Here is a 25,947-nt window from a genome sequence, read left to right on the forward strand (position 1 = left end):
CATGAGAGTATTTACAGTAGAGATACGCAGGCTTTTAAAGACAAGATCCGTTCTGGTTCTGATGCTGGCGGCCCTTATCCTGGCCCCGGTACTGGCCTATTTTCCCGCCTCTTTTGTGTCCTGGACGTACAGGGATGAAAGCGGGCAGGAAGTCCGGGTGGAAGGCCGGGAGGCGCTGAAGCTGGAGGAGGAGAATCAGGGACAGTTCCAGGGGAAGATCGCGGAGGAGACACTGGCGGCAGCCCTTGCAAGATACAGGGACTTTGCCGCAGGCTATGAGGGCGGTCTCCCGGACGGCATCTACGACGAGCGGGTGACGGCCAGCGATTACTATGAAAAGGTATCCAATGTGGAGGGAATTCTTGGCCGGGTCAGCGAGGCCTGGGCAGATCCGGACACAGGTCTGGCTCCCGGGGCTGAAAATCTGACAGAAGACCAGGTGGCCGGCTTTTACGACCAGTGCAGGCAGCACTTACAGGAGCTTCTGTATCTGGAGGGCGGAAGGAATGCCCGCACAGACAGCGCCCTTGCCCAGGCACAGGCTCTCTACAGCCAGGTGGAGATGCCCTTTACCTACGAGCCCGGTTTCAGCTCCAACGCCCTGGAGTATGTGGGGATCTATGTGTTCCTTCTGGTGCTGATCTGCACCTTTCTGATGGTGCCGGTCTTCTCCAGTGATTACCAGACCCAGGCAGACCAGATCCTTAAGTGCACCCGGGACGGAAAACGGCGCCTGGCAGCAGCCAGGATCGGCGCCGGGCTCCTCCTTGCAGGTGTGCTCTATATTGTGTGCATGGCGCTGTTCCTTCTGCTGCTCAATGCTTCCTTTGATTTTAAGGGGCTGGACACATCCCTGCAGCTTCTTGTGTCCGTCTCCGTGTTCCTGCCTGTGACAGCAGGGCAGATGGAGCTTCTCATCGCCGGGGCGGGATTTGTCTCCCTGCTGGCCACAGCCTCCTTCACCCTGTTCCTGTCGGGCAGGATGAGGACAGTAGCCTCCGCCAGCATAGCCTCCTTTGCCTTTCTCATACTGCCGATGATGGTGTACATGATCCTGGATGGAAATGCAGGGAACTGGATCCGCTGCCTTCTGCCCTCCGGCGGGGTGGGTATGATGAACAGTTTTACCTACGCGGCCATGGACACGAAATTTGCCTATGTGGGCAGCATGGCTGTGTGGCTGCCTTACATTATGCTGGCTGCCGCGGCTGTGGAGGCCGTTCTGTTCGCCATTCTGGCCGGGGTAAGCTGGTGCCGCCGGAGACGCTAGGAAGACCGGAGATATTTTTCCAGGATCACCCGGCTTGTGGACGCGGATAAGACTTCCTGGGTGGACAACATGGATTTCTGCTGCTGTGCCAGTTCTTCGTGCTGGAACTGACGGCGGTACTGCCTGGGGGAGCAGCCAAACTGCCGTGAAAACCCTTTATTAAAATATTTGATATCGGAAAAGCCGCAGGCCATACTGATATCCAGAAGAGAGAAGTCCGTCAGCAGAAGAAGCTGGCGGGCTTTTTCGCACCGCAGTTTCATAACATATTCCTGGAAGGACATGCCAAAAGACGCCTTGAAAAAATGAGACAGATAGCTCATGGTAAGCCCCAGGTCCGCTGCCACGTCCGTAAGGAGAAGCTTTTCAGAGTAATGGCTGTCTATGTAGTCACTGATCCGCCGGATGCGCTGCGCCTTGTTGGCGGAGATCTGCCGCTCTTTTTCTGTCATGCAGGTATGAGGGAAATGCAGCAGCAGACTGTCGAAAAAGAGAAAGATCAGTCCTACGCACCGGAGGGAAGGCTCCCCGGCATGGTCAAAATAGGCCCGTGCTATGTCAAGAAAGGTCTGCGCCAGCAAAGCTGTCCTGGCAGCTGCGGGAGGCTGGAGAAATTCCGTGTGTTCTATCTGAGGAAAAGCGGATGCAAAAAATGTGGGGGAAACCTGCAGGGACAGGATGAGAGCAGGCTGATCCGCCGCAAGCTCATGGCTTTCAAGAGGGTTTATGACCCACAAAGCCCCCTTTTCATATCTGTATTCCCTGCCCCGGGAGAGGAGGCGCACAGAACCTTCCAGGATAAGGCAGATCTCGAAATCTTTATGGATATGGGGCGTGCGGTAGAGCAGATTTACAACAAAAACCTTATAGTCCGCCGCCCCGTGGGAAATCACTTCAAATTCATCTTTCATCGTTGTACTCACCTCATTACCAGTATACGGAAAGAAAATGATGACTGCAAGAAAAAAGCTAATTTGTCATAGCCTGAACATGAATTAATCCAAGAAAAAAATCCCCGTATATCCTATAGTTAAACCAGACGATTTTCTGCATGTGAAGGATGCATGGCATCCGGCAAGGAGAGCAGAAAGATGAAAAGGAGGTTGACAGCATGAGCAGCAAATTAACCTATGGTATGGTGGGCGGCGGCCCGGGTGCGTTCATTGGGGATGCGCACAGGAAAGCCATCAGTCTGGACAGTTCGGCACGTCTTGTCGCAGGATGTTTCTCCAGGGATCCGGAAAAGACAAAGAGCCAGGGAGAGGCGCTGGGACTTGAGGCGGAGAGGTGCTATGCCAGCTACAGGGAGATGGCAGAGGCAGAGGGAAAAAGAGAGGATGGCATTGATTTTGTCGTAGTGGTTACGCCAAATGCCACCCACTATGAAATCTGCAAGGCATTTCTGGAGGCGGGGATCCATGTGGCCTGCGACAAGCCTCTTGTGACAGACAGCGCTCAGGCGGAAGAACTGAAGGCACTGGCAGAAGAAAAAGGACTTCTTTTCATGGTGACCTACACCTATATGGGACATGTGACAGCCAAATACATCCGCGATCTTATAAAGGCGGGCGAGATCGGCCAGATCCGCACAGTCATGGCAGAGTATCCCCAGGGATGGCTCTACAATGAAAACGACTGGGGCGGCAAGCAGGGCGAATGGAGATGCGATCCCGAGAGGTCCGGAAGAGTCAACTGTCTGGGAGATCTGGGCACCCATGTGGAAAATGCGGTTGCCACAATGACAGGGCTTAAGATCAAGCGTGTCCTTGCAAAAATGGATGTTGTTGTCCCGGGGCGGAAGCTGGATGACAACGACCAGATCCTTGTAGAGTACGAAGGCGGCGCCACAGGCGTAAACTGGACGTCCCAGTTTGCTATAGGCTGCGACAACAGCCTGCGGGTGCGCATTTACGGATCAAAGGGATCCATCCTCTGGTTCCAGGAAAATCCGGAGGAAATCACCCTCATCCGGGAGGACGGCATTGCGCGCACTATCAAGAGAGGATACGGCGCGGTGACGCCGGATGCGGCAAAATACGGACGCCTTCCTTCCGGCCACACAGAGGGCTGGCTGGAGGCCATGGGCAATCTGTATGACAGCTTTACACAGTGCGTGGAGGCGAAAAAAGCGGGAAGCTTTACAGAAGATATGATCGATTACCCCACCATTGACGAGGGCGTGCAGGGACTGAAATATGTGGAAGCATGCTTAAAGAGCAATGAGAACGGAAACGTGTGGGTAGAACTGTAGGTATGGCGGCAGAAAGGAGAGAGAGATTATGGCAAGACCGGTAACGATTTTTACAGGACAGTGGGCGGACCTTCCGCTGGAGGAAATGTGCCAGACTGCACAGAAGATGGGATACGAAGGGCTGGAGCTGGCGTCCTGGGGACAGATCGACGTGAAGAAGGCAGCGGAAGATGAAGCCTATGTAAAAGAACTGAAAGATACCCTGGCAAAATATGATCTTGGATGCTGGGCCATCGGCATGCATCTGCCGGGACAGTGCGTGGGCGACGCAGACCAGTGGGCCTATGACCCAAGACTTGATAATTTTGCTCCTTCCAGCCTGGCGGGAAAGCCGGAGGAAATCCGCGCGTGGGGCACAGAGCAGATGAAATATGCGGCCAGGGCGGCGAAGAATATGGGCGTGAAAGTTGTGACATTTTTCATGGGTTCGCCCATCTGGAAAATGTGGTATTCTTTCCCCCAGACAAGCGAGGAGCAGATCGAGGCGGGCTACCAGAGGATCAAGGAGCTGTGGTCCCCGATCATGGATGTATATGATGCATGCGGCGTAAAGCTGGCCCTTGAGGTACATCCCACAGAGATCGCCTACGATTACTGGAGTACAAAGAAGCTCCTGGAAACCTTTGCATACAGGGAGACGCTGGGCATCAACTTTGACCCCAGCCATCTCATCTGGCAGGGCCTTGATCCGGCCATGTTCCTCTACGATTTTGCGGACCGGATCTACCATGTACATATCAAGGATGCAAAGCTGAATTTAAACGGGCGCAACGGTATCCTTGGATCCCACATTACATTCGGGGATCAGAGAAGAGGATGGAATTTCGTATCTCCGGGGCACGGGGATGTGGATTTTGACAACATTATCCGGGTGCTGAACCAGATCGGCTACGACGGCCCCCTTTCCATTGAGTGGGAGGACAGCGGCATGGAGCGTGTATTCGGCGGAACAGAAGCCTGCGAGTTTACAAAGCAGATCAATTTTTCACCGTCAGATGTGGCATTTGATGATGCCCTCAAGACAGACTGACAGAAAATGAACCAGGGTGCGCCTGCAGGCGTGCCCTGGTGAGAAAATGCAGAAAGGAAGACAACGACAATGACAAAATTCAGATTTTCAGTGGGACCGTGGAATGTACACGAGGGAGCGGACACATACGGGCCGGCTACCAGGAAGACGATCCCTATAGAGGAGAAGTTTAAAAAGTTTGCGGAGCTTGGATTTTCCGCCGTACAGTTCCACGATGACGACGCGGTGCCGGATATCAACAACTACACAGAGGAGGAGATCAAGGAGAAGGCAAGGGAGCTGAAAAAGACGCTGGACAAATACGGACTGAAGGCCGAGTTTGTGGCGCCCAGGCTCTGGATGGACGGACGTACCGTTGACGGTGGTTTCATGAGCACCTCCAAAGAGGACAGGGACTATGCCATGTGGCGGGCTTACCGCTCCATTGATATCGCCAATGAGCTGGGGACAGACCTGGTAGTGCTGTGGCTGGCAAGAGAGGGAACTCTCTGCGCGGAGAGCAAATCCCCGGTGTGGGCCACAAAGATGCTCATTGAGTCCATCAACAAAATGCTGGAGTACGATCCGAAGATCCGCATCTGTATTGAGCCCAAGCCTAATGAGCCCATTGACAGGAGCATCTGCGGCACCATGGGACATGTGATGGCTATTTCAGCTGCCACTATTGACCCCTCCCGTGTAGGCGGCAACCTGGAGAGCGCCCACGCCATCCTGGCAGGCCTTGACCCGGCCCACGAGATCGGTTTTGCCATGGCCATGGGAAAACTGATGACTGTGCATCTGAATGACCAGAACGGTATCCGCTATGACCAGGATAAGACCTTCGGTGTGGAGAACCTGCGGGCTGCTTTCAACCAGGTGAAAGTCCTGAAAGAGAATGACTATGGAAGCCACGGCGAGTACGTGGGGCTGGATGTGAAGGCCATGCGCACCACAAGGGATGAAGACAGCTATAAACATCTGGAGAACAGTCTGAAGATTTTCAAGGCGCTGGAGGAAAAAGTAGAGAGATTTGACTATGACTTCCAGAAAAAATGCGTGGAAAACAGGGATTTTGAAGCCCTGGAAATGTATGTCATGAACCTGCTGATGGGGATTGACCAGGCAGGGAGGTAAAGAAAAATGCTTGTAACACTTAGAGAAGTCCTGAAAGACGCACAGGAGAAAAAATACGGCGTAGGCCTTTTTAATACGGTCAATCTGGAGATGGCAAAAGGCGTCCTTGCGGCAGCGGAGGAGCTGAAAAGCCCGGTGATCATCGGGACGGCGGAAGTCCTCCTTCCCTATGCCAGCCTGGAGGAGCTGGCTTACTTTCTTGTCCCCATGGCAAAGAAGGCTTCCGTTCCGGTGGTGCTCCACTATGACCACGGACTGACGGACAAAAAGATCGTGGAGGCCATGCGGCTTGGCTTTTCTTCCATTATGTATGACTGCTCTACAGACACATACGAGAACAATATTACCCGGGTGGCTCAGATGGTAAAGATCGCGGACATGTTCGGGGCTTCCGTGGAAGGAGAACTGGGACATGTGGGAGCCAATGACGAGAGCGCAGGCGATGACAGTATCTATACAGAGCCGGAGCAGGCCAGGGATTTCGCCCAGCGCACCGGGGTGGACGCCCTTGCGGTTGCCATTGGCACGGCTCACGGTGCCTACAAGGAAAAGCCCAGGCTGGACATCGGGCGACTGGCTGAGATATCCCGGACAGTGCCGGTTCCCCTGGTCCTTCACGGCGGCAGCGGGCTCTCCGACGAGGATTTTAAAAACTGCGTGGCAAACGGCATCAGCAAGATCAATATTTTTACAGATATCAACTGTGCGGCGGCGAAAGCAGCCCATGACTTCTATAAGGAGGGATGCGGTCTGACGGATATCCAGAACCAGATCACAGAGGCCGTGAAGCAGGAGACCATGAAGAAAATGCGCATATTCGGAAGCGCAGGCAGGGGGTAGGTAAGATGGGTAAAGGAAAGATCGTTGTGGCGGGACATATCTGCCTGGACATCACACCGGTGTTCTCATCTGATAAAGTACAGCCTCTTTCCAAAGTCCTCATACCCGGCAAGCTGGTGCAGATGAAAGATGTAAATATCAGCACCGGAGGCGCTGTGGCCAATACAGGCCTGGCGCTGAAAGTGCTGGGCGCGGACGTGGAACTTATGGGAAAAGTCGGTGACGACGAATTCGGCCGGATCGTTCTGGAGAGGCTGGGAAGATACGGCGCCGCGGAGGGCATGATCCTGTCGAAGGACAGCAGCACCTCCTACTCCATTGTCATCTCCCCTCCGGGGACAGACAGGATCTTTCTGCACAATCCCGGGGCCAATGACACGTTTCGGGCAGAAGATATGGATTTTGACAAGATTTCCCAGGCGGATTTCTTTCATTTCGGCTACCCGCCCATTATGCGGCATATGTATGAAAACGGAGGGGAAGAGCTTGTGGAGATCTTCCGCAGGGTGAAAGAGTGCGGGCTCACCACATCCCTCGACATGGCGGCTGTGGATCCGGATACGGCGGCCGGACAGGCTGACTGGGAGGAGATACTGAAAAAGGTACTTCCCTTTGTGGATTATTTTGTGCCAAGCGTGGAGGAGCTCTGTTTCATGGCGGATCGTGCACGCTACGAAAAATGGCTGGAGAGAGCAGAGGGAAGAGATGTGACCGGTGTTCTTACCGTGGAGGAGGACATCCGTCCCCTGGCGGAGAAAATCCTGGATATGGGAGCTTGCCACCTTCTGATCAAATGCGGCACTCCGGGCATGTATTTCACGGACGGGCAGACAGAGATTTTTGAGAGAAGCTATAAGCCGGAGCAGGTTCTCTCGGGCACCGGAGCCGGAGATACCAGCATTGCGGCATTTTTAAAGGCGCGGATGGACGGAAGTTCTATAGAAGAAAGCCTCCATCTGGCAGCGGCCACAGGGGCCAGCTGCGTGGAGGCCTATGATGCACTGAGCGGTCTTCGCTCGTTTGACGAACTGAAGAAAAAGATAGGAGCCGGGTGGGAGAAAATCTGAAGATCACAGAAGCACCCGTGTCTCCTCCACTACAGGAAAGGTGAGCTGTACCTTGAACTGGTCGCCGTCCACGGTGACCTGCAGCCCGCCTTTCATGTTTTTTACGAAACTTTCTGCTATGGCAAGCCCCAGGCCGTGCCCTTCTGTATTTCTGGATCTGTCTCCCCTTGCAAAGCGCTCCATGATCTCGCTGGCCGTGAAATCCATCTCGTAGGAGGCTGTGTTCTTGATGGTGACGCAGACCTGGGAAGCCTTCCTTTCTGCGACAATGTAGATCCGGGTGCCTTTCAGCGAATATTTCAAGGCATTCCCGATGAGGTTCTGGAGCACCCGGTACATTTTCTTTCCATCTCCGGTAAACTTAAGGGGCATTTCCGGCATAACTTCCCGGATGACCATGCCGCTTGTTCGGATCGCATCCTCCATGTCCCCCAGCGTCTGCTCCAGCAGCTTTTTCATGTCCAGCGTCTCCAGGTGGAGCTCCGCGGTGCCGCTGGTGGACTTGGACAGGTCAAAGATGTCCTGTATCATGTCCTTTAAGCTCTCCATCCGGGAGGACAGCACCTCCACGTAATCCTGTGCTGCGTCGCTCAAGGGCTCCTGCTTTAAGAGGTCCACGTACCCGATCATGGAGGTCAGGGGGGTCTTCAGGTCGTGGGACACATTGGTGATAAGGTCGATCTTCATCCGCTCCGCCCGCATCTGCTTATCCAGGATGGTCTGCAGGCTTTCGCTTATCTCTCCCAGCTGGCAGGAGGCGGGATACAGGTCCGACCTGGCATCCAGGGAGGTGCGGACAGACAGGTCCCCGCCTGCCATGGCCCCTATCTGCCCGAGGAGCTGCCCCAGATCTGTGTAGAGCCGGTTGTTTAAGGCCCATGCGGCTGCCAGAAAGGTGAGGAACTCGCTGATAAGACCCAGGATGATCAGCTCGTCTGCGCTATACCAGGTGGAGAGAAGATAGAAGCACACGATGCCAAGGAGGATGCCCCCTGCCATCAGGGTGAAGGACAGGAGATATTTTGTGCGCAGCTGCTTCTCAAAGGGAGTGGCCTTCTGCCACCTCCGGTACAGCCTGGATATCCAGGAGGTGTCCCCCCATATGCCCAGGAGACGGCGCCGTATCAGCAGGATGAGGCAGCCGAGAAAGAGGAGGGCCAGGGGGAAGAAGAGGAGCGCGCAGCCAAGTGTCAGGCTCTCCAGACCGTAAAAGACGAAAAAGCCTGCCAGGGACTCGGACTGAAAGACCACGGACCTTAGCTCCCCCACCCAAAGAAAGCCTGTGAGGATGGCCGCGGCCAGCAAAAGCTCAGCGTTGAGCTGGTCCAGGGCCCGCACCTTCAGCTTTTTCCAGCCATCCGCTCTGGAGCGGAAAAAATGCAGGTAGAGATAGGCGGCCAGCGCCGCTCCCGCCAGGAGTCCAAGGCTCAGGGCGTATGTCGCCCAGAGGGGGGACGAGTAGGAGACGCTGTACCACCTGATGTAAAAATTGTGCTGATAAATGAACCTGTACGCCGCAAAAGCGGCCACAGCGCCGCCCAGCAGCCAGAGCACAAAGGCGGCCTTCGCCCAGAGAGGGACGGATTTTATTTTTTCAAAGATCTTTTTAATCGTACTTTTCAATTTTGTAGCCAATTCCCCACACCACCTTTAAATATTTTGGATTTTTCGGAGTGATCTCAATCTTTTCCCGGATCCGGCGGATGTGGACCATCACCGTCTTTTCGCCTGCGTAGGCCTCCTCCTGCCATACCCGGTTGTAGATCTGCTCTGCGGAGAAGACATAGCCCGGATGTTCCATAAGAAGCTCCAGGATCCGGTATTCTGTGGCAGTCAGATGGACGGGCTCACCGTCTACCGTGAGCTGTTTTGTGTTCCTGTCAAGGATGAGACTCCCGTTTTTCAGTATGTTGCCGGAAGTGTCTGTGGAGGCGGCGCCAAGAGAGAAGTACCGCCTGAGCTGGGAGCGGACTCTTGCCATCAGCTCTGCCGTGTTGTAGGGCTTTGTCACGTAGTCGTCCGCGCCCATGGTCAGCCCTGACACCTTATCGCTTTCCTCTGTCTTGGCAGACAGGATGATGACAGGAATATTGTGTTTTTTTCTGATCTTCATAAGAGCGGACAGTCCCCCCAGCTGCGGCATCATCACATCCAGGAGGATCAGATGGACTGTATCGGTCTCCAGCCGGTCCAGGGCTTCCATGCCGTTGTAAGCTGTCAGTACCCGGTAGCCCTCCAGCTCCAGGAGCTTTCCCAGAGAGCGGACGATCTCCTGGTCATCGTCCACCACAAGTATGTTGTATTGTTCCATTGAAAATCCCCTCCGTTTTTGTTTTCAAATGCAGTATAGCAGATGGATGTGAGTTTTTTTCTTCATAATTCTAACATTTTTTTTAAGAAATGAGAACGGATTGACTTGATTGTATTATTGTGATAGTATAAGGCAACAAATAAAGCGGATACAGGAGGAGGGACTGGAAAATGGTGTACGAAAAACTTTCAAAAAATGCACTGTACTGTATGTACGCGGCGGGGGCGGTGACAGGAGGCATCCTGCTGGCTGTCATTGGGGCAGTGGATTATTTCTGGATATTTCCGGAGGATATTGTCATAGGGAAATGGATCTCGCTGGCGGCTGCCGTTCTGATCCTGGTGGACGTCCTGATCAGCCCTTATTTTCGCTTTTGCCGATACCGGTACGGCATCAATGAGGAGTGCATTGACATCCAGGAGGGATATCTCTTTGTGAAACGGCATATTGTCCCCATTGAGAGGCTCCACAAGCTGGAGATGAAGACCGGTCCTCTGGACCGCCTTTTCCATGTGGGAAAAGTGATCGTCACCACGGCAGGCGGGGATGTGACGATTGCCTTCCTGGATATGGGGAAGGCAGAAAAGATCGCGGATACCCTGAAGAGAAGGATTAATGAGATCGTGGTGGAAAAGCGAGAAGAAGAAAGGCAGGCAGACCATGGAAGAGGGTAGAAAATTCAGGAATCATATATCTGTGGTGGCGGAGAAGGTAGGCGCCGGAACCTATGCTCTGCTGGCTGTCCTGGCAGGTATTTTTATCCAGAACGCGGAGGAGATGCTGGACATGAGCAGTTCTCTTCTGGAGGACAGACGGACGCTTTTTGGCCTTCTCCTTTGTTTAGGACTTTTGGCAGTCAGCATTGTGAAAACATGGTGGACCTGGTCCAGGACATGGATCTCTGTCCAGGACCAGGCTATTGTCATTGAGAAGCGGACAGTCAACGGATCGGAGAACACCATAGGAATCAAAAATATATCCAATATCAATCTGGAGCAGAACCTGTTTGAGATGCTTGTGGGGACCTGCAAGGTCAAAATGGACACAGGGAGTCTATCTACTGCCAACAGCACAGATGTCACCATTGTCCTGAAAAAGGCGAAGGCAGAGGCCTTCAAGGCGGAGGTAGAGTCTCTCCTCCGAGGTGAGAAGGAGAGGACAGAGGAATCAGAGACGGGGGAAAAGGAGGCTTATGATTTCCGGGCCGGCTCCCAGGATATTATCCGTCACGGCATCTGCTCCATGAGCGTGCTCTCCATTGTGGCGGTAGTCTTAGGGCTTATGGGCGCTGTGGTCATGGCGGCGGAGGCGCTGGGCGACGGGGATGTTTTTGACTCTCTTCTTAGATCTGCCGTGAGTTTCCTGGCAGCCATCGTCATTGTCCTGTCTGCTGTCTGGGATATCATCAAAGATTTTGTCCGGTATCTGGATTTCTCTGTGAAGAGACGCAGGGACCGGATCTATATCCGCTACGGCATTCTGAAAAAGGTGGAGTATACCATCCCTGTGGATATGATACAGGCGCTGAAGTTGCGTCAGACGCTGATCGCCCGCATTTGGGGGAAATACATGGCGGAGATCGTCAATGTGGGGATGGGGGATGACAAGGGGGAGAAGAAGTCTTTTCTCATTCTCTATGGATCAGAGCAGGAAGTGTGTGAAAAGTTAAAATTGATCCTGCCGGAGTTTGCCGCTATTGCGGAGCGGGAAGTGAAAAGGCAGCCTCGCTCTGTCTGGGCAGCATGGCTCTGGCCCCTTGCCCTGTACGAGGCCTGTGTGGCGGCTGCCGGGGGATTGGCTTCCTTTTGGCTGCCAGGGTATATACCGGCGGAGTATATGCACTTGTATCATGGGGCAGCGGCGGCCTGTCTGATCCTTCTTGCGGCGGCAGGACCGGCGGTTTTGGCGCTGCGCTATCGTACTTCCGGCATGACAATGTCCGGTGGGTTTGTCAAGGCGGCTTCCGGCTGCTGGGGGCGCACCATTGTGGCCGCCAGATGCGACCATATACAGTATGTGACTCTCCGGCAGAATTTTATCGCCAGATCCTGCGGCATCTGCAAAGGGACTTTTCACCTGTTGGCCGGAGCGGGGGACATGGCACAGATCCTTCCCTATTTTGAAGCGGAGCAGGCAGAGCGGATGCGGGAGGAAATGTGTGATATGGGAGCAGGCAGATAGAGATCATCTATAAGTGCATTTGCAAAATCAATTGGCATTTATGCTTCAGAATTACTATACTTAAAGATAGAAAAAATGTTAGGAGGTAATAAAAATGTCAATTACAGCGGAAACCGCAAAACAGCATGCCAATGATCCGGCAGTGCTCTGCTGCAGGGCAGAAGCGGGAATCACTATTGAGGCGGCAAACCTTGAAGATCCCGCGATTTTTGATGAGCTGGTGGACTCCGGACTGCTGTCTTTGGACGGATGTCTGAAGATCAAACAGGTACTTGGCGCAAAGCTCAGCAAGACAAGCGACTCCTTATGTCCTCTTACACCGGACAATGTGGAAGGATACAAGGATGACAGCGGCGAGGAAGAAGCGCCCGCAAAGGAGACAGCTGAGGAAACGTCAGCAGCGCCGGCAGTGGAGGCAGCTGCCAGTGTGCAGGGAGCAGTTACGACCATCAAGGGCGGTAAGGTTGTAATCTCTATCAAGGAAGGAAAAGATATCTATCTGGAACTTCCTATCTAATCCAATTGTGAAACCGACAGAGAAAATTGGGGTGAAATGATCTGTCGCAGGCTCGCATATCTGAATTGTTTTTTGTTGCTATGGAATGATAAAAAAGGCATAGAAAAAGGCGGCTCCCGTTGGGGAACCGCCTCATTCCATTTATGTGGGCTATCCTTCAATGGCAATGCAGTCATTTTTCTCCACTGCTTTTGCATCTTTCTTTGGAACGGACAGTTTCAGGATACCGTCTTCATATCTGGCCTTGATCTCATCCTGTGTCACACTGTCGCCTACATAGAAGCTCCTGCTCATAGCGCCTGCATAGCGCTCCCTGCGGATGTATTTGCCTTTTTTGTCCTTCTCATCTTTGTCCAGCCCTTTGGCTGCGGAGACGGTCAGATAGCCATTTTCCAGTTTGGCACTGATCTCATCTTTCTTGAATCCGGGCAGGTCAATGTCTACTTCGTAGGTGCCGTCCGTCTCTTTTACATCCGTCTTCATCATATTCTTTGCATGCTTCCCGTACAGTGGGTTCTTCTTACCAAAGAAGTATTTGTCAAAATCATCATCAAATGGAAAGTCCATCCACTCATCAAATAAGTTTTCTCCAAAAATACTAGGCATCATCATAAGTCATATCTCCTTTCAAAAGATCATATGTTGTTCATTGTTAGCACTGTCGGAGAAATCCGAGGTGTCGAGTTGCGGAACATTGGAAGAGGAAGCCTTTGGAACACTGCTCCTTTTTGACCTCTTCTTTTGTTCTATTTGTAATATAACACTTATTATCAGCGCTGTCAACACCTGAGTGCTAAAATTTTGAAAAATCCAGCCAGCGCGTTAGAATAAGGAATAATTATCAGATAAATTATTGACTATCAACCGTAAAAGAACTACAATTATAACAAGAACAAAGAAAGGAGGCGGAAGCTATGACGAGAGAACTTCTTATGATCATTCTGTTCACAGTAGCGCTTCTGGCAGTATGCTGGATACTTGCAGAATACTGGCTTGGCATGAAGGCATCGGGACATCACGAAGAGGTGGGGCGGCTGCGTTTTGGAAGCCGAACAGCATTTGCGCTCGCACATTTCTGGAAGCGGATGGATGACGCCAGAGAGATCCCGGACGATACGCTGAAACATGAGATGGGACTGGCTGACAATGGTCTTCCGTCCAGAGATAAGAAAGCAGACCGGTAGGGGAGAGATGTGAAAAAGTGAAAAAATGTGATGATACCTCAGTGGGATAAGTGCAGTCATCAGGCAGAGGGCGCAAGTGCCGGAGGCGTGAGGTGGCTGCATTTTTCTTTTATATTTCCGGGAGCTGGACAGGCAGAATATGCCGGGATACAATAGAGAACAGACAGAGGAAGGGAGGATGCGCTATGACAGAAGAACTGATCCATGAACTGAAACATGTAAAAAATGCACTGGTAAACAAGGAAATGCAGGGGGAAGCCTGGGAAGAAAAGCAGGAGATGATCCGAAAACTGGAGGATGTCACAAGCTATCTGAAGGATGCCCTGGGACAGGGGATTGAATTCTGATGGGTGCTGGCAGACCGGGGAAGAGCTGGGAGCAGGCCAAGTGGGGGAACAGATCGTTCACACGCTGGGCATGAACCTTAAGAGCCGGACAGAATTTTTTCGAAGAGTCTATGGGCCTGATTTCCCGATGGACATATTTTCCGAGAAGACGAGAAAGTATTACAGGCAGATTGAGGAGGCGGAGGGTGTGCCGCTGAAGCCGGGCGTCCGTGAGATCCTTCGGTATGGAAAGCAGAATGGATACAAGATGGCAGTGGCCACTTCCTCCAGGAGAGAACACTCCACCTACATGCTGAAAAAAGGCGGGATCTACACCTTCTTCGACGAATTTATGTTCGGGGATATGGTGGAGAACGCCAAACCGGACCCGGAGATCTACCTGAAAGCCTGCCGTATGCTGGGTACAGCGCCTGAGCGGAGTATGGCCCTTGAGGACTCGCCAAATGGGATCCGCTCTGCAACGGCCGCCGGTATGCGTGCGGTCATGGTGCCGGATCTTGTGCAGCCAGACGGGGAATTGGAAAAAATAGCTTTCCGGATATGCAAAGACCTGCGGGAAGTGATAGAGATCCTGGAGGAGCAGCGAGCGTACCCCTAAAAGAAACACATAAAAAGAAGGACAGCCGGGAATGTTCCCTGTCTGTCCTTTTTTAAAAGCTGTGCTGTTATACCAGCCGGATATCCTATTTGAACGCCGGTACCTTTGAGAGAGCGGCGGCGTCAGCTACCAGAGTCACATCGTTGTGCATCTGAAGGATGGAGGCCGGAACGGAAGGAGTGACCGGACCGAAGAAGGCGTCTCTTACAATATCTGCCTTTCCTTCGCCATTCACTACCACAAGGATCTTCTTTGCCTGCATGATGGTCTTGATGCCCATGGTGTAGGCCTGGCGCGGTACCTCGTCGGCAGAGTTGAAGAAGCGCTTGTTGGCCTCGATGGTGCTCTCCTGGAGATCCACACAGTGGGTCTCTTTCTCAAACGCTGCACCCGGCTCATTGAATCCGATGTGGCCGTTGTGTCCAAGTCCCAGAAGCTGCAGGTCCACACCGCCCAGAGACTGGATCAGGCTCTCATAGCGGGCACACTCTTTGGCGCTGTCTGGCTCTGTACCGTCCGGAAGATGTGTGTTTTCCGGAAGAATATTTACATGATCAAAAAGGTTGCTGTGCATAAAGTAGTAATAGCTCTGGTCATTGTCTTTTGTCAGCCCCTTGTACTCATCCAGATTGACTGTAGTGACTCCGGAGAAATCCAGATCGCCCTTTTTGTACCAGTCCACCAGCTGCTCGTATGTACCGATGGGAGTGGAGCCTGTGGCAAGACCCAGCACACAGTCAGGCTTCATAATGATCTGGGCAGAAATGATATTTGCCGCTTTGCGGCTCATGTCGCGGTAGTCAGTAGCTTTGTAGATTTTCATAGATATATCCTCCTCAAAAAATATTTCTCTGTTATTCGAGAACCGACTCTGCAAAATATTCCGGCATATGGAACGACGGGACAGGGGAGATGATGGGGGCGTAAGCCGCATAATGCTCGATATCCTGGCTCTCGGATATCTTGTAGAAGTTGCAGTAAAAAGTGCTTCCCTTCTTCAAGTCGAGTGGCCCGTATATATGCTCCAGGATCGACAGTGGAATATGCACCGAAGCGCTCCAGTGATCCTCCTTCACCTCAGCTGCAGGGCGGAAGTGCCGGAATTCTTCCGGCGAGAAGTAGGAGCGGTAAGTGCGGTTGGGACCGTAGGCCGCCAGAAGTGCGCCATTGGCATTGATCTCAAAATTCAGGTATGTGCCGGGCGCCTGCCCGTCGTGTGAAAAGAGAAGGAAAGCCTCCATGGCGCTGTCCTGGTAAACAGGATCCTGGGGCTCTGTGTAGGTCCTCCTTGGATCTTTCTCCTCACATACCATACGTACATAAAATCCATCCCCCGGCACAAAGCCAATATAAACATACGTGCGGGGAATGGATCTGGTGCCCCACAGAAGATGCGTGATCTCGTGGGGAGTAGTCATATTCAGTTCATCCGGGTTTTTTATAATCTTTACATTCAACATAGTTCCAATGTACCAGACAAACAAAAGAAAAACAACTGCTTTACATGGAAAATCATTGAAAGTGCAAAAAAAACCATTTATTGTGCCACAGTCCGGTAAAAAAGGTGCGCGCCTATACTTCCCAACGTCCGGAAGCGCCGCAGGGAAGGAAGAGTCCTGAGGATGTCACAGGCAGAGCAATCTCCTGTGATTCTACGTGTCCTCCGAAGTCCTTCAGCTCTGTGCTCAGCATATAAGTGAGTACAGCAGGGGCCAGCCCTGTGGTGTAGGAATTCACAAGGAAGAAGAGAGGCTGGTCTGACAGGAGCTTTGTGCAGAGCTTGATAAAGGGATGGATGGAATCCTCGATCTTCCAGATCTCTCCCTTGGGTCCCCTGCCATAGGAAGGCGGATCCATGATAATGGCATCGTAGTGGTTTCCGCGGCGGATCTCCCGCTCTACGAACTTGGTACAGTCGTCCACCAGCCATCGTATGGGCGCGTCCTTCAGACCGGAGGAGACAGCATTCTCCTTCGCCCAGGTGACCATACCCTTGGAGGCGTCCACGTGGGTCACCGCAGCTCCTGCCGCAGCTGCAGCCAAAGTGGCGCCTCCAGTGTAGGCAAAAAGGTTCAGGACCTTGACAGGCCGCCCTGTCTGTCTGATCTTTTCAGAAAACCAATCCCAGTTGGCAGCCTGCTCCGGGAAAAGTCCGGTGTGCTTGAAGCTGAAGGGCTTCAGATTAAATGTCAGATCCCGGTAGTGGATGGCCCATTGGGAGGGGAGGTCGAAGAATTCCCACTCTCCGCCGCCCTTCTTGCTGCGGTGATAGTGGGCATTGCATTTCCTCCAGCCCTTCAGTGTCTTTGGGGTATCCCAGATGACCTGGGGGTCCGGCCGGATCAGGAGATAATCCCCCCAGCGTTCCAGTTTTTCGCCCTGACTGCAGTCCAGTACCTCGTAATCTTTCCAGTTATCAGCTATCCACATATATATATCAACCTCGTTTCCTGATTAGTAACATGTCTCTTGTGCGGAGAATTATAGCATACCTTGCGCATGCCTTCAATTCTATTGGGAATATGTTTGCGAAATTTGTGGAATATTATGGATATGACCTTTACCTTTTGCACTATCAGTGATAGAATGTTTCTATAAGTGGGCGTCCCTCCGCAGGCAGAGCAAAGCGGCCCATGCCCGGAAGAAAAACAGAACAAAAGCCCGCAAAAGAAAGGTGGAATACAGTATGATCACAGTAAATGCAATGGGAGACAAGTGTCCGGTACCGGTTATCAAGACAAAGAAGGCCATGCAGGCCCTGACAGGCCCGGAGACCATCGAGGTTCTGGTTGATAACGAAATCTCTGTACAGAACGTGACAAAGATGGCTTCCTCAAGCGGCGGAAAAGTGACATCCGAGAAGCTGGGAGAAGGAGAATACAAAGTGACGATCCAGATGGAGGGAGCTCCGGCCGCATCTGACGCAGCGGAGGATACAGCCTGCATTCCCGATGCAAGAGGAAACATGATCGTTGTCATGGCTTCCGACCGGATGGGAGAGGGAAATGACGAACTTGGAAAAGTTCTGGCAAAAAGCTTCATTTTTGCAGTGACACAGCTTGAGGAACTGCCTAAGACCATGTTATTCTATAACGGCGGCGCTACGCTCACATGTGAAGGCTCAGACTGCCTGGAGGATCTGAAATCCCTGGAGGCACAGGGCGTGGAGATCCAGACATGCGGTACATGCCTGGACTATTACGGACTGAAAGAGAAGCTGGCAGTGGGATCTGTGACAAATATGTACAGCATCGTGGAGACGATGGCCGGCGCTGCTAAGATCCTGCGCCCATAAACGGGACGGGAGAGCGAAGGAGGATATTTTTATTATGAAATCAGATGTCAGACTGACCACACTTAGCAAGACGGCAGGTTGAGCGGCCAAGATAGGTCCGGAGACCCTTGCCCAGGTTCTGAGCAAGCTGCCAAAATTCCAGGATGACAACCTGATCGTCGGCATTGAGACATCCGACGATGCAGCCATTTATAAAGTGACAGACGATATCGCCATGATCCAGACCGTGGACTTTTTTACGCCCATTGTGGACGACCCCTACATGTTCGGCCAGATCGCGGCGGCCAACTCCCTGAGTGATGTCTGGGCCATGGGCGGCGAGCCTGCGGTGGCCCTGAATATCGTAGGATTCCCCAACTGTCTCGACCCTGCTATCTTGGGAGACATCCTGGCAGGGGGTGCAGACAAGGTGAAAGAGGCCGGCGCCGTCCTGGTAGGCGGACACTCCGTCCAGGACGATGAGCCCAAGTACGGGCTGTGCGTGTCCGGCTTTGTGCACCCGCAGAAGATATTCAAAAATTACGGATGCAAACCGGGGGATATCCTGGTACTTACCAAGCAGATCGGAAGCGGCATCGTCAACACGGCTGTGAAAGCTGAGATGGCGTCTCCTTCCGCTATAAGAGAGACCCAGACCGTGATGGCCTCTCTGAATAAAAAGGCAAAGAAAGTGGCGGAGAGATACCGGGTATCTGCCTGCACGGATATCACAGGGTTCGGGCTTCTGGGCCACTGTGTGGAGATGGCAGAGGCCAGTGAAGTGACATTTGAACTGCGCGTCCACGACATCGCCTACATGGAGGATGCCATAGACTATGCAAAGATGGGCCTTGTCCCGGCCGGAGCATACAAGAACAGGGGCTACTCTATGAACAAGGTTGAGACCGGGGGCGTGGAGGAACATTATATCGATCTTCTGTACGATCCGCAGACGTCGGGTGGACTTCTCCTGTCTGTGGCGCTGGAAGATCTGGAAAATGTGATGCGTGATTTTGAGCACGCGCATATGGATACAAAAGTATCCGTGATCGGAAAGGTAGGACCGAAAAGCGACAAGCTGATCGTCCTGTCTTAGCGGTCAGATCCAACAGGATGCGAGGAAGGGAATATGGACAAAAGTAAGTTATACCGCAGCATACCCAAGGTGGACATTCTGCTTGCGGATGAGAAAATACAGGAGCTGATCAGGGACTACAGCAGGGAGACTGTCATGGAGGCCATACGTCTCGAGACAGACGCCCTCAGGGCCTTTATCGGAACCTGCCAGGAGGAAGAGAAGGCGCAGGAGAGAACCGGTCTTCTTGTAAAGTATATTGAGGCCAGAGTGCAGGCCGTCAATACGCCGAATATGAAGAAGGTAGTCAACGGGACGGGAACGATCCTTCACACAAATCTGGGTCGCGCCCCTATTTCCGGTGAACACATGAGGAGAGCGGCGGATCTTGTCAGCGGATATTCCAACCTGGAGTACAATCTGGAGGCGGGAAGGAGAGGAGAGAGATACTCCCACTTTGAGAAACTGCTCTGCCGCCTGACCGGCGCGGAGGCTGCCATGGCTGTCAACAATAATGCGGCGGCTGTGATGCTGATCTTAAGCTCCCTGGCAAAAGGCGGGGAGGTAGTGGTCTCCAGAGGCGAGCTGGTGGAGATCGGCGGCAAGTTCCGTATTCCCGATGTGATGGAACAAAGCGGCGCTTCTCTTGTGGAGGTGGGAACTACAAATAAAACCCATCTCTCAGATTACGAGGAGGCGGTGACGGAGGAGACAAAAGCCCTCCTCAAGGTTCACACAAGCAACTACCGTATCGTGGGATTTACAGAGACAGTGGATATCGATGAGCTGATCCCCCTTGCAAGGGAAAAAGACATCCCGGTCATCGAGGATCTGGGAAGCGGTGTCCTCATCGACCTGTCCAGATACGGGCTTACATACGAGCCCACGGTGCGCAGCTCCATAGAAAAGGGAGCGGACGTGGTCTGCTTCAGCGGGGACAAGCTGCTGGGCGGCCCCCAGGCAGGCATTATCGTGGGCAGAAAGAAGTATATTGACATGATGAAGAAGAACCAGCTTACCAGGGCGCTGCGGATCGATAAGTTCACCGCTGCGGCCCTGGAGCTGGTGCTCCATGAGTACCTGTCGGAGGAGAAGGCGGTGCAGAACATTCCGGTTCTGCGGATGATCACCCGCCCGGCTGAGGACGTGAAGAAGTCTGCGGCCTCCTTTGCCCGGAAGCTTCGAAGGCTGGGACTCCCGGCCGGGATCAGCCTGGTACCCTGCCAGTCCCAGATCGGCGGAGGCTCCCTGCCGATGGAGAGACTTGAGAGCTGGGGCGTGGCCATTGCGCCGGAGAAGATCTCCGTGCCTGAGCTGGAGGAGCGGATGCGCCATCTCCCGGTTCCCATCATACCAAGGACTGTCAATGACACCATTCTCATGGATATGCGTACGGTGTCAGCGGAGGATGCGGATCTGGCGGCGCGGGAGCTGAAAGAACTGGAGGTGCTGGAGCAGTGAAGCATATCATTATCGGAACAGCCGGACATATCGACCACGGCAAGACCACGCTCATCAAGGCCCTTACCGGCAGAAACACGGACCGGTGGGAGGAAGAGCAGCGCCGGGGTATTACGATAGATCTGGGCTTTACATGGTTTGACCTGCCGGGAGGAGACCGGGCCGGTATTATCGATGTGCCGGGCCATGAGAAATTTATCAACAACATGGTGGCCGGCGTGGTGGGAATGGATATGGTGCTCCTTGTGGTGGCGGCAGATGAGGGTATCATGCCCCAGACCCGGGAACACATGGATATCCTGAACCTGCTGGGTATTGAGAAGAGTATTATTGTCCTCAATAAGTGTGATCTGGTAGAGGAGGACTGGCTGGAGCTGGTGGAAGAGGAGATCCGGGAAGAGCTTGCAGGCACTTTCCTGGAAAAGGCGCCTGTTGTCCGGGTGTCGGCAGCCACCGGGGAAGGCCTTCCCCACCTTGTGGACGTGATCCAGAAGATGGCAGAGGAAGAGGTGGAAGAGAAAGATACAGCCACCATTCCCCGCCTTCCCATAGACAGAGCCTTCTCTCTGTCCGGCTTTGGGACGATCATTACAGGAACGCTCCTGAGCGGTACCATCACAAAAGACGACACGCTGGAAATGTACCCCATCGGAAAGAGCAGCAAGATCCGCAGCATACAGGTGCATGGAGAAGATGTGGAAAAATGTTACGCAGGACAGCGTGTTGCCATCAACCTCTCTAACATCAAGAAGAGGGAGATCAGCAGAGGATGTGTCCTGGCGCCGCCTGACAGCATGAAGAACACGGATCTTCTGGATGTTAAAATGCAGATCCTGGACTCTTCCATGCGGGTGCTGACCAACCATACAAGGCTGCACCTCTTTACCGGCACAAGCGAGATCCTCTGCCGTGCGGTCCTTCTGGACAAGGAGGAGATCGGACCAGGGGAGAGCGGCTACGTGCAGCTTCGCCTGGAGGAAGAGATCGCGGTGAAGAAGGGAGACAAGTTTGTTGTCCGCTTCTACTCGCCCATGGAGACCATCGGAGGCGGTGTGGTCCTGGAGCCCAACCCTGCTGTCCACAGGCGTTTCCAGCAGCAGGTCATCGAGGATCTGGAGCGGAAAGAGTCTGGCTCCACGGCGGATGTGGTGGAGATGCATGTCAGATCCCACGGGGAGACGATGATCACCCTGTCGGAACTGGCGAAGCTGACAGCCCTCACCGGGGAGGAAATCGCCCGGGATGTGGAAGATCTGGAAAAAGAGGGTGTGATCCTTGTGTTCCCTATGAGGAAAGACACCTATGTGTGGCACAGGCAGGCTGCCGTTCAGGCCAGGGAGAAGATCCTGGCGGAGCTGGAGAAGTACGAGAAGCGATACCCCTACCGCTACGGTGTGAAGAAGGCTCAGATCCACACAGGATTTTTCCCGAAGATCAAGCCCAACGTATTTGATCTCTACATCAGCCGTCTGGAGGAGGAGAACGTCGTAAAAAGAGTGGACGAGTTCCTGTGTACGCCGGACTACCAGGTGTGCAAAGATGACACATATCAGAAGGTGTCCGAAACTCTCCTTGGCGCTATGGAGAAGGCGGGATTTGACTTTGTCCGGTACGGCGAGATCCCGGTGAAGGGAGTGAGCCAGGAGGTGGAGGATGATATCCTGAACATCCTTCTGGAGGAAAAGAAGATTGTGAAGGTGACAGAGGAGATGTACACTCTGTCCGCCTACATGGAGCAGGCAAAAGAGAAGATCAAAGAGAGACTGAAGGAGGAGCCTGTGATAACCATCGCCCAGGTCCGTGACATGTTCCAGACCAGCAGAAAGAGTGCGAAGCCTATTCTGGAGTATATGGACACTGTCAAAGTGACAAGAAAGACGGGCGCGGAAAGTGAAAGGGTAGCATACTGATGAATTTAAAACAATTGGAAGCATTTGTGGAGGTGGCGCAGTCCGGCAGTTTCTCGAAAGCAGCGAAAAAGCTGTTTCTGACACAGCCCACGATCAGCGCCCACATTGCATCCCTGGAAAAGGAACTGGATACCCGGGTATTTGTGCGCAACACAAAAGAGGTGTCGCTCTCTCCGGAGGGGCAGAAGCTCTATACCTATGCGCGCCAGATCCTGGATCTGACAGAGAAAATAAGAGAAGAGTTCGGAAGGCATGACGAGGAGGAGCAGAAATGCGTCACGATCGCGGCCTCCACGATCCCTGCGGAATATCTTCTCCCTGATATTCTGGCGAAATTTAATGAAAAGCATCCCGGTGAGCAACTGAGGATCCTTGAGTCGGATAGCTCCCAGGTGGCAGAACAGGTGGCGGAAGGTTCCGTGGATATCGGTTTTACGGGCACTGTGCTTGAGAAGAAATTCTGCAAATACATTCCGTTCTACAAAGACCAGCTGGTGGTGATCACGCCAAACACGGAAAAATACCGGGAATATAAGCGGATGGGAAGCGATATATACTGGATACAGGAAGAGAGCGTCATCATGCGTGAGGAGGGATCCGGAACCCGCAAGGAGGCGGAAAAGCAGCTGCGCCATCTGGGGATCCGCTCTGAGAGGCTGCGCATCATTGCCAGTATTGCCAATCAGGAGACTATCAAAAAGTCAGTGGTGCAGGGCATGGGAGTCTCCATCCTGTCCAGACTGGCGGCCAAAAACGAGGTGGAGAGCGGAAGAGTGCTGGAATTTCCCATACCTGATGCGGATGACGGGAGAGACCTGAATCTTGTGTACAACAAGAACCACCCCCTGTCCAAGTCTGCGCAGCGGTTTATCCGCACAGTGAAAGAAATGTATCATATTGAAAAATAAGGATCTTGTTAAAAAATGAGTATGCTGTCAACGCAGCATACTCATTTTTATTTGTAAAAGAATTATTTTTTTCTAAGTCTAAAATGACAGTTTCTGCAGACCATTATCAGAACAAAAGCACCCATACAGATCAGGAACCAGGGAAGCACATCGGAAGTATCCCCTGTTTTGGCGGCGGGGGCAAGTTTGGATTCGCTGGATCCGGTCTGGGATGTATCATCCGCTGTGTCTGAATCTCCTGTGGAAGGGGGCATTACGGTCTCCGTGACAGTAATATTGAAAGCTTTTCCGGGAAGATAAGTTACGTTCATAACTTCCCCTTCTACCGGATACGGCACGGTTACATCTGAAAACTGTACAGTGCCGGAACCGGGATTTAAGCCTTTTAATGTGTTTCCACTTACCTCCACTATGTTGGAACTGTCAGAAGAAACAATGAATTCACTGCAGGGAGAACCCTGATAGAGAAGCTGCAGTGTGTCTTCCGCACCCTTCTCGATCGTAAGCGGAGATAGGGTCAGCTGATCTTCTATGCTGGAATTCCTGGTGCTGTATATGAGTTTGGGTTCCGCGGAGGGCAGATAGATCGGAGCTTCGTTAGCACCGCCAGTCTCTAAAAAGATTTGGATGGTATAAACATCTTTTAACCCCTTGGTATCTGTCTGAATTGTGAAAGAGGATTTGTCTTCACTGACAGATGCAGATAAACGGCTGCCGCTAGAAGCCTCTACGGTTACCGAGCTGATACTTCTCGCATTGTTTTCGAACTGGATCTCAAAGGGGGCGGACTGGCAGGTTCCGTCTTGAAGAGAAGCTATATCAAATGTCAGTCTGTCGTCCATGCTGCTTATAGTATCACTGGCCACGTAAACATTATAAATTTTGAAAGCACCCCGCTCCAGAGTATACGTTGAATCGCTGCCTTCAATCTGAAATTGTATGGTTGGATTCAAGAGGAAATTTCCTTTTGCAGAGCGATCTTTATCTTGTTTTATTTTAAAACGGAAATGATCTCCGCTGATCTGTACATCATCCGCAGAAAAGATATCCTGTGATATACTGTTCCGCCATTCGCAGGTTCCTGTGAAAGAGATTTGGACATCTTTAAGTACAGGACTTGAACCGTTCAAATTTGTTATTTTGCCGGTGACATAGTCTGAGGAGATGTACTCTTCCTGGTCAGTGTCAATAAATAATATCTGCTTAGATCCGTTTTCGATGTTCAGGTCAAAATTAAATTCCGCAGACTGGGTGATATGTACTGGCATCTGGGCTTCAAAGTCTGTGCCCCAGATACCGAGTATCAGGCGGGTGCTAAAATCTATAGGGGTCCCGACTATGTTCGGAGAAAAAGAAAAAACAGCTTCATTTGCAGCTGAGTCATAGAAGACATCAACATCCCCGGTGGTATCTTCAAGGCTTAACTGTCTTAAATCCATTTCCATCATTGAAGCAAAGTCGGAAAAATATTCTTCTACTTTCTCAAAGCCGCTGAATTCCGGCAGGGCGATGCGGATTTCGCCGCCCTCGGAGGGGGCTTGTATTTGCAGGGGCTCAGAAAGAGGAGTCTGGTTGTTAGTGCCAACCATGATGGAGGTTTCCTGGGGCTCCTCTAAACCTGGCATTCCGCTGGGATACATTTCTTGGTATTCCTGGTAAAGCATATCACTCAAAACGCTGAAATCGGTAATCGAATTGGCCCGTACTAAAATGGTTTTCAGATTTCCACTTTCTGCCAAGGGCTGAAGGAAATGGATATCTGAGAGATGATTACTTTCTACGCTTAGGTAATTCAGGCTGGTTAATGAAGAAAGGGGAGTGTGATCGATAACGGTCCCTTCTCTGTTTGCGTAGTGCATATCCAGAAACTGTAAATTATGCAGGCTGGACAGAGGAGTTATATCCTCCAAAAAATTGTTGTATATGTTTAAATGTTCAAGGCTGGAAAGCCCTGAAAGGGGTGACAGATCTCTGATGTTATTGCGGTCAAGTTCAAGGTAAGTGAGATTTTTCAACTCTGACAGCGGAGAAAGATCGCATATGCGGTTTTCGCTTAGATCCAGGCTGACAAGATTCTCGGCGTATTGTAAACCTTCCAGGGAGACAATGCCCCGATTATGCTCTTTTAAATCTTCTGCAGGAGAGTTTACATAGGGCAGGCTGTCGCTGCTGAGTTCGGTGATGCTGAGCATTTCTTCTTTGGTGATCGGGGTGTCCTCTGTTTTGCCGAGAGAATTGCATATCACTTTGTTTAAATATGGATCTGCAATGGTGACAGTGGCATCTTCGGCGTGTGTGGTTACTGGTCCGGCGGCTGCTGCTAAAATTAAAAGAGCCGCAGATAGTAGCATTTTCTTTTTCTTCATTTCATTCCTCCGTATTCTTACTCCCCTCCATTGTATAAGCTGATAGTATCAGAATGCCAAAGAACAATCCAATCGGTAATTTGGATAAATCCATCCTTTTATAGACGGATTGATAAATATAAAAGAAATCATAGAAAATACAAATAAATATAGCGTATATATTGTTTTTAATGATTAGACGTAAGGAACAAAAGGGAAGTATACTAAGTAGGTAAGAAAGCAGAAGACAGATTGGAGGAAT

Annotated in this window: 24 protein-coding genes and 1 pseudogene; 17 read left to right on the forward strand and 8 right to left on the reverse strand. The window is 52.1% G+C overall.

What is annotated here, in order from left to right; all coding sequences use genetic code 11:
• The first annotated feature begins 1 nt into the window (after nt 1).
• Nucleotides 2-1,270 (forward strand): ABC transporter permease, encoded by a 1,269-nt coding sequence (locus Q5911_RS05280; RefSeq protein ID WP_303181513.1) that lies wholly within the window; start codon nt 2-4, stop codon nt 1,268-1,270.
• On the opposite strand, the gene Q5911_RS05285 is transcribed toward Q5911_RS05280, so the two are convergent.
• Entirely contained in the window at nt 1,267-2,181 is a 915-nt protein-coding gene (locus Q5911_RS05285; RefSeq protein WP_303181515.1) for an AraC family transcriptional regulator, read from the reverse strand. The two genes, Q5911_RS05280 and Q5911_RS05285, sit on opposite strands and share 4 nt — an antisense overlap.
• Before the next feature lie 200 nt (nt 2,182-2,381).
• On the opposite strand from Q5911_RS05285, the gene Q5911_RS05290 reads away from it, so the two are divergent.
• From Q5911_RS05290 to Q5911_RS05310, 5 genes are all read left to right on the forward strand, one after another.
• Complete coding sequence (locus tag Q5911_RS05290) at nt 2,382-3,521, forward strand: Gfo/Idh/MocA family protein (protein ID WP_303181517.1); 1,140 nt, start codon at nt 2,382-2,384, stop codon at nt 3,519-3,521.
• Nucleotides 3,522-3,549: 28 nt separating this feature from the next.
• Nucleotides 3,550-4,551, forward strand: a complete 1,002-nt coding sequence (locus Q5911_RS05295) for a sugar phosphate isomerase/epimerase family protein (protein WP_303181519.1) — start codon at nt 3,550-3,552, stop codon at nt 4,549-4,551.
• Between the two features lie 69 nt (nt 4,552-4,620).
• The gene (locus Q5911_RS05300) at nt 4,621-5,667 is read left to right on the forward strand and encodes a TIM barrel protein (protein ID WP_303181521.1); all 1,047 of its coding nucleotides are present in this window, start codon (nt 4,621-4,623) and stop codon (nt 5,665-5,667) included.
• A gap of 6 nt (nt 5,668-5,673) precedes the next feature.
• Nucleotides 5,674-6,507, forward strand: a complete 834-nt coding sequence (locus tag Q5911_RS05305) for a class II fructose-bisphosphate aldolase (protein ID WP_303181523.1) — start codon at nt 5,674-5,676, stop codon at nt 6,505-6,507.
• Nucleotides 6,508-6,512: 5 nt separating this feature from the next.
• On the forward strand, nt 6,513-7,574 hold the full coding sequence (locus Q5911_RS05310; protein ID WP_076780487.1) for a carbohydrate kinase family protein: 1,062 nt from the start codon (nt 6,513-6,515) through the stop codon (nt 7,572-7,574).
• A gap of 3 nt (nt 7,575-7,577) precedes the next feature.
• On the opposite strand, the gene Q5911_RS05315 is transcribed toward Q5911_RS05310, so the two are convergent.
• Together Q5911_RS05315 and Q5911_RS05320 are read right to left on the reverse strand one after the other, a co-directional pair.
• Complete coding sequence (locus Q5911_RS05315) at nt 7,578-9,209, reverse strand: sensor histidine kinase (protein WP_303181526.1); 1,632 nt, start codon at nt 9,207-9,209, stop codon at nt 7,578-7,580.
• Complete coding sequence (locus Q5911_RS05320) at nt 9,181-9,885, reverse strand: response regulator transcription factor (protein ID WP_076780491.1); 705 nt, start codon at nt 9,883-9,885, stop codon at nt 9,181-9,183. The genes Q5911_RS05315 and Q5911_RS05320 overlap by 29 nt, the downstream gene beginning before the upstream one ends.
• A gap of 170 nt (nt 9,886-10,055) precedes the next feature.
• Between Q5911_RS05320 and Q5911_RS05325 the strand changes: the two genes are divergently transcribed.
• The 3 genes and pseudogenes from Q5911_RS05325 to Q5911_RS05335 form a co-directional block, all read left to right on the forward strand.
• Entirely contained in the window at nt 10,056-10,559 is a 504-nt protein-coding gene (locus tag Q5911_RS05325; protein WP_281724942.1) for a PH domain-containing protein, read from the forward strand.
• Nucleotides 10,501-12,066 carry a PH domain-containing protein gene (locus Q5911_RS05330; protein WP_303181529.1) on the forward strand — a complete coding sequence of 522 codons (1,566 nt, stop codon included), beginning with the start codon at nt 10,501-10,503 and terminating at the stop codon, nt 12,064-12,066. The genes Q5911_RS05325 and Q5911_RS05330 overlap by 59 nt, the downstream gene beginning before the upstream one ends.
• A 94-nt stretch (nt 12,067-12,160) precedes the next feature.
• A pseudogene (locus Q5911_RS05335) lies at nt 12,161-12,580 on the forward strand (D-proline reductase (dithiol) proprotein PrdA); the annotation flags it as partial.
• Between the two features lie 153 nt (nt 12,581-12,733).
• Here Q5911_RS05335 and Q5911_RS05340 read toward each other — a convergent pair.
• Entirely contained in the window at nt 12,734-13,195 is a 462-nt protein-coding gene (locus tag Q5911_RS05340) for an Hsp20/alpha crystallin family protein (RefSeq protein ID WP_281724940.1), read from the reverse strand.
• 302 nt (nt 13,196-13,497) lie between these two features.
• Between Q5911_RS05340 and Q5911_RS05345 the strand changes: the two genes are divergently transcribed.
• The 3 genes from Q5911_RS05345 to Q5911_RS05355 all read left to right on the forward strand — a co-directional run bounded on the left by Q5911_RS05345 (nt 13,498) and on the right by Q5911_RS05355 (nt 14,712).
• Nucleotides 13,498-13,767 carry a hypothetical protein gene (locus tag Q5911_RS05345; RefSeq protein WP_076780501.1) on the forward strand — a complete coding sequence of 90 codons (270 nt, stop codon included), beginning with the start codon at nt 13,498-13,500 and terminating at the stop codon, nt 13,765-13,767.
• A 185-nt stretch (nt 13,768-13,952) separates the two neighbouring features.
• Complete coding sequence (locus Q5911_RS05350; protein WP_173829270.1) at nt 13,953-14,114, forward strand: hypothetical protein; 162 nt, start codon at nt 13,953-13,955, stop codon at nt 14,112-14,114.
• Nucleotides 14,104-14,712: an HAD family hydrolase gene (locus Q5911_RS05355; RefSeq protein ID WP_303181533.1), complete on the forward strand. Its 609-nt coding sequence runs from the start codon at nt 14,104-14,106 to the stop codon at nt 14,710-14,712. Before Q5911_RS05350 ends, Q5911_RS05355 begins: the two co-directional genes overlap by 11 nt.
• Before the next feature lie 85 nt (nt 14,713-14,797).
• Here Q5911_RS05355 and nagB read toward each other — a convergent pair whose 3' ends face one another.
• From nagB to Q5911_RS05370, 3 genes are all read right to left on the reverse strand, one after another.
• A complete protein-coding gene (gene nagB / locus Q5911_RS05360) occupies nt 14,798-15,535 on the reverse strand; it encodes a glucosamine-6-phosphate deaminase (protein WP_076780507.1) in 738 nt (245 codons plus the stop codon).
• 31 nt (nt 15,536-15,566) lie between these two features.
• Nucleotides 15,567-16,172, reverse strand: a complete 606-nt coding sequence (locus tag Q5911_RS05365; protein ID WP_281724938.1) for a carbohydrate-binding family 9-like protein — start codon at nt 16,170-16,172, stop codon at nt 15,567-15,569.
• Nucleotides 16,173-16,284: 112 nt separating this feature from the next.
• Complete coding sequence (locus tag Q5911_RS05370) at nt 16,285-17,142, reverse strand: class I SAM-dependent methyltransferase (protein WP_226394392.1); 858 nt, start codon at nt 17,140-17,142, stop codon at nt 16,285-16,287.
• 256 nt (nt 17,143-17,398) lie between these two features.
• On the opposite strand from Q5911_RS05370, the gene yedF reads away from it, so the two are divergent.
• Genes yedF through Q5911_RS05395 form a run of 5 tightly spaced genes read left to right on the forward strand, consistent with a single transcriptional unit; the run spans nt 17,399 to nt 23,340 of the window.
• Nucleotides 17,399-18,007 (forward strand): sulfurtransferase-like selenium metabolism protein YedF, encoded by a 609-nt coding sequence (yedF, locus tag Q5911_RS05375; protein WP_226394391.1) that lies wholly within the window; start codon nt 17,399-17,401, stop codon nt 18,005-18,007.
• A gap of 34 nt (nt 18,008-18,041) precedes the next feature.
• Entirely contained in the window at nt 18,042-19,082 is a 1,041-nt protein-coding gene (selD, locus tag Q5911_RS05380) for a selenide, water dikinase SelD (protein WP_303181536.1), read from the forward strand.
• A 33-nt stretch (nt 19,083-19,115) separates the two neighbouring features.
• Complete coding sequence (gene selA / locus Q5911_RS05385) at nt 19,116-20,522, forward strand: L-seryl-tRNA(Sec) selenium transferase (RefSeq protein WP_303181538.1); 1,407 nt, start codon at nt 19,116-19,118, stop codon at nt 20,520-20,522.
• Nucleotides 20,519-22,432 (forward strand): selenocysteine-specific translation elongation factor, encoded by a 1,914-nt coding sequence (selB, locus tag Q5911_RS05390; protein ID WP_281724935.1) that lies wholly within the window; start codon nt 20,519-20,521, stop codon nt 22,430-22,432. The genes selA and selB overlap by 4 nt, the downstream gene beginning before the upstream one ends.
• Nucleotides 22,432-23,340: a selenium metabolism-associated LysR family transcriptional regulator gene (locus tag Q5911_RS05395; RefSeq protein WP_303181541.1), complete on the forward strand. Its 909-nt coding sequence runs from the start codon at nt 22,432-22,434 to the stop codon at nt 23,338-23,340. The genes selB and Q5911_RS05395 overlap by 1 nt, the downstream gene beginning before the upstream one ends.
• A 62-nt stretch (nt 23,341-23,402) precedes the next feature.
• Here the strand turns inward: Q5911_RS05395 and Q5911_RS05400 are convergent, their stop codons facing one another.
• Complete coding sequence (locus Q5911_RS05400) at nt 23,403-25,706, reverse strand: leucine-rich repeat domain-containing protein (RefSeq protein WP_303181543.1); 2,304 nt, start codon at nt 25,704-25,706, stop codon at nt 23,403-23,405.
• Nucleotides 25,707-25,947 lie beyond the last annotated feature (241 nt).

It is taken from the genome of Lachnoclostridium phocaeense (assembly GCF_959599685.1).
GTDB lineage: Bacteria > Bacillota > Clostridia > Lachnospirales > Lachnospiraceae > Claveliimonas > Claveliimonas monacensis.

Coding starts and splice junctions, on each gene's coding strand:
- Q5911_RS05280 (WP_303181513.1), top strand. CDS start 2: ATGAGAGTATTTACAGTAGAGATACGCAGGCTTTTAAAGACAAGATCC.
- Q5911_RS05285 (WP_303181515.1), bottom strand. CDS start 2,181: ATGAAAGATGAATTTGAAGTGATTTCCCACGGGGCGGCGGACTATAAG.
- Q5911_RS05290 (WP_303181517.1), top strand. CDS start 2,382: ATGAGCAGCAAATTAACCTATGGTATGGTGGGCGGCGGCCCGGGTGCG.
- Q5911_RS05295 (WP_303181519.1), top strand. CDS start 3,550: ATGGCAAGACCGGTAACGATTTTTACAGGACAGTGGGCGGACCTTCCG.
- Q5911_RS05300 (WP_303181521.1), top strand. CDS start 4,621: ATGACAAAATTCAGATTTTCAGTGGGACCGTGGAATGTACACGAGGGA.
- Q5911_RS05305 (WP_303181523.1), top strand. CDS start 5,674: ATGCTTGTAACACTTAGAGAAGTCCTGAAAGACGCACAGGAGAAAAAA.
- Q5911_RS05310 (WP_076780487.1), top strand. CDS start 6,513: ATGGGTAAAGGAAAGATCGTTGTGGCGGGACATATCTGCCTGGACATC.
- Q5911_RS05320 (WP_076780491.1), bottom strand. CDS start 9,885: ATGGAACAATACAACATACTTGTGGTGGACGATGACCAGGAGATCGTC.
- Q5911_RS05325 (WP_281724942.1), top strand. CDS start 10,056: ATGGTGTACGAAAAACTTTCAAAAAATGCACTGTACTGTATGTACGCG.
- Q5911_RS05330 (WP_303181529.1), top strand. CDS start 10,501: ATGAGATCGTGGTGGAAAAGCGAGAAGAAGAAAGGCAGGCAGACCATG.
- Q5911_RS05340 (WP_281724940.1), bottom strand. CDS start 13,195: ATGATGATGCCTAGTATTTTTGGAGAAAACTTATTTGATGAGTGGATG.
- Q5911_RS05345 (WP_076780501.1), top strand. CDS start 13,498: ATGACGAGAGAACTTCTTATGATCATTCTGTTCACAGTAGCGCTTCTG.
- Q5911_RS05350 (WP_173829270.1), top strand. CDS start 13,953: ATGACAGAAGAACTGATCCATGAACTGAAACATGTAAAAAATGCACTG.
- nagB (WP_076780507.1), bottom strand. CDS start 15,535: ATGAAAATCTACAAAGCTACTGACTACCGCGACATGAGCCGCAAAGCG.
- Q5911_RS05365 (WP_281724938.1), bottom strand. CDS start 16,172: ATGTTGAATGTAAAGATTATAAAAAACCCGGATGAACTGAATATGACT.
- Q5911_RS05370 (WP_226394392.1), bottom strand. CDS start 17,142: ATGTGGATAGCTGATAACTGGAAAGATTACGAGGTACTGGACTGCAGT.
- yedF (WP_226394391.1), top strand. CDS start 17,399: ATGATCACAGTAAATGCAATGGGAGACAAGTGTCCGGTACCGGTTATC.
- selA (WP_303181538.1), top strand. CDS start 19,116: ATGGACAAAAGTAAGTTATACCGCAGCATACCCAAGGTGGACATTCTG.
- Q5911_RS05395 (WP_303181541.1), top strand. CDS start 22,432: ATGAATTTAAAACAATTGGAAGCATTTGTGGAGGTGGCGCAGTCCGGC.
- Q5911_RS05400 (WP_303181543.1), bottom strand. CDS start 25,706: ATGAAGAAAAAGAAAATGCTACTATCTGCGGCTCTTTTAATTTTAGCA.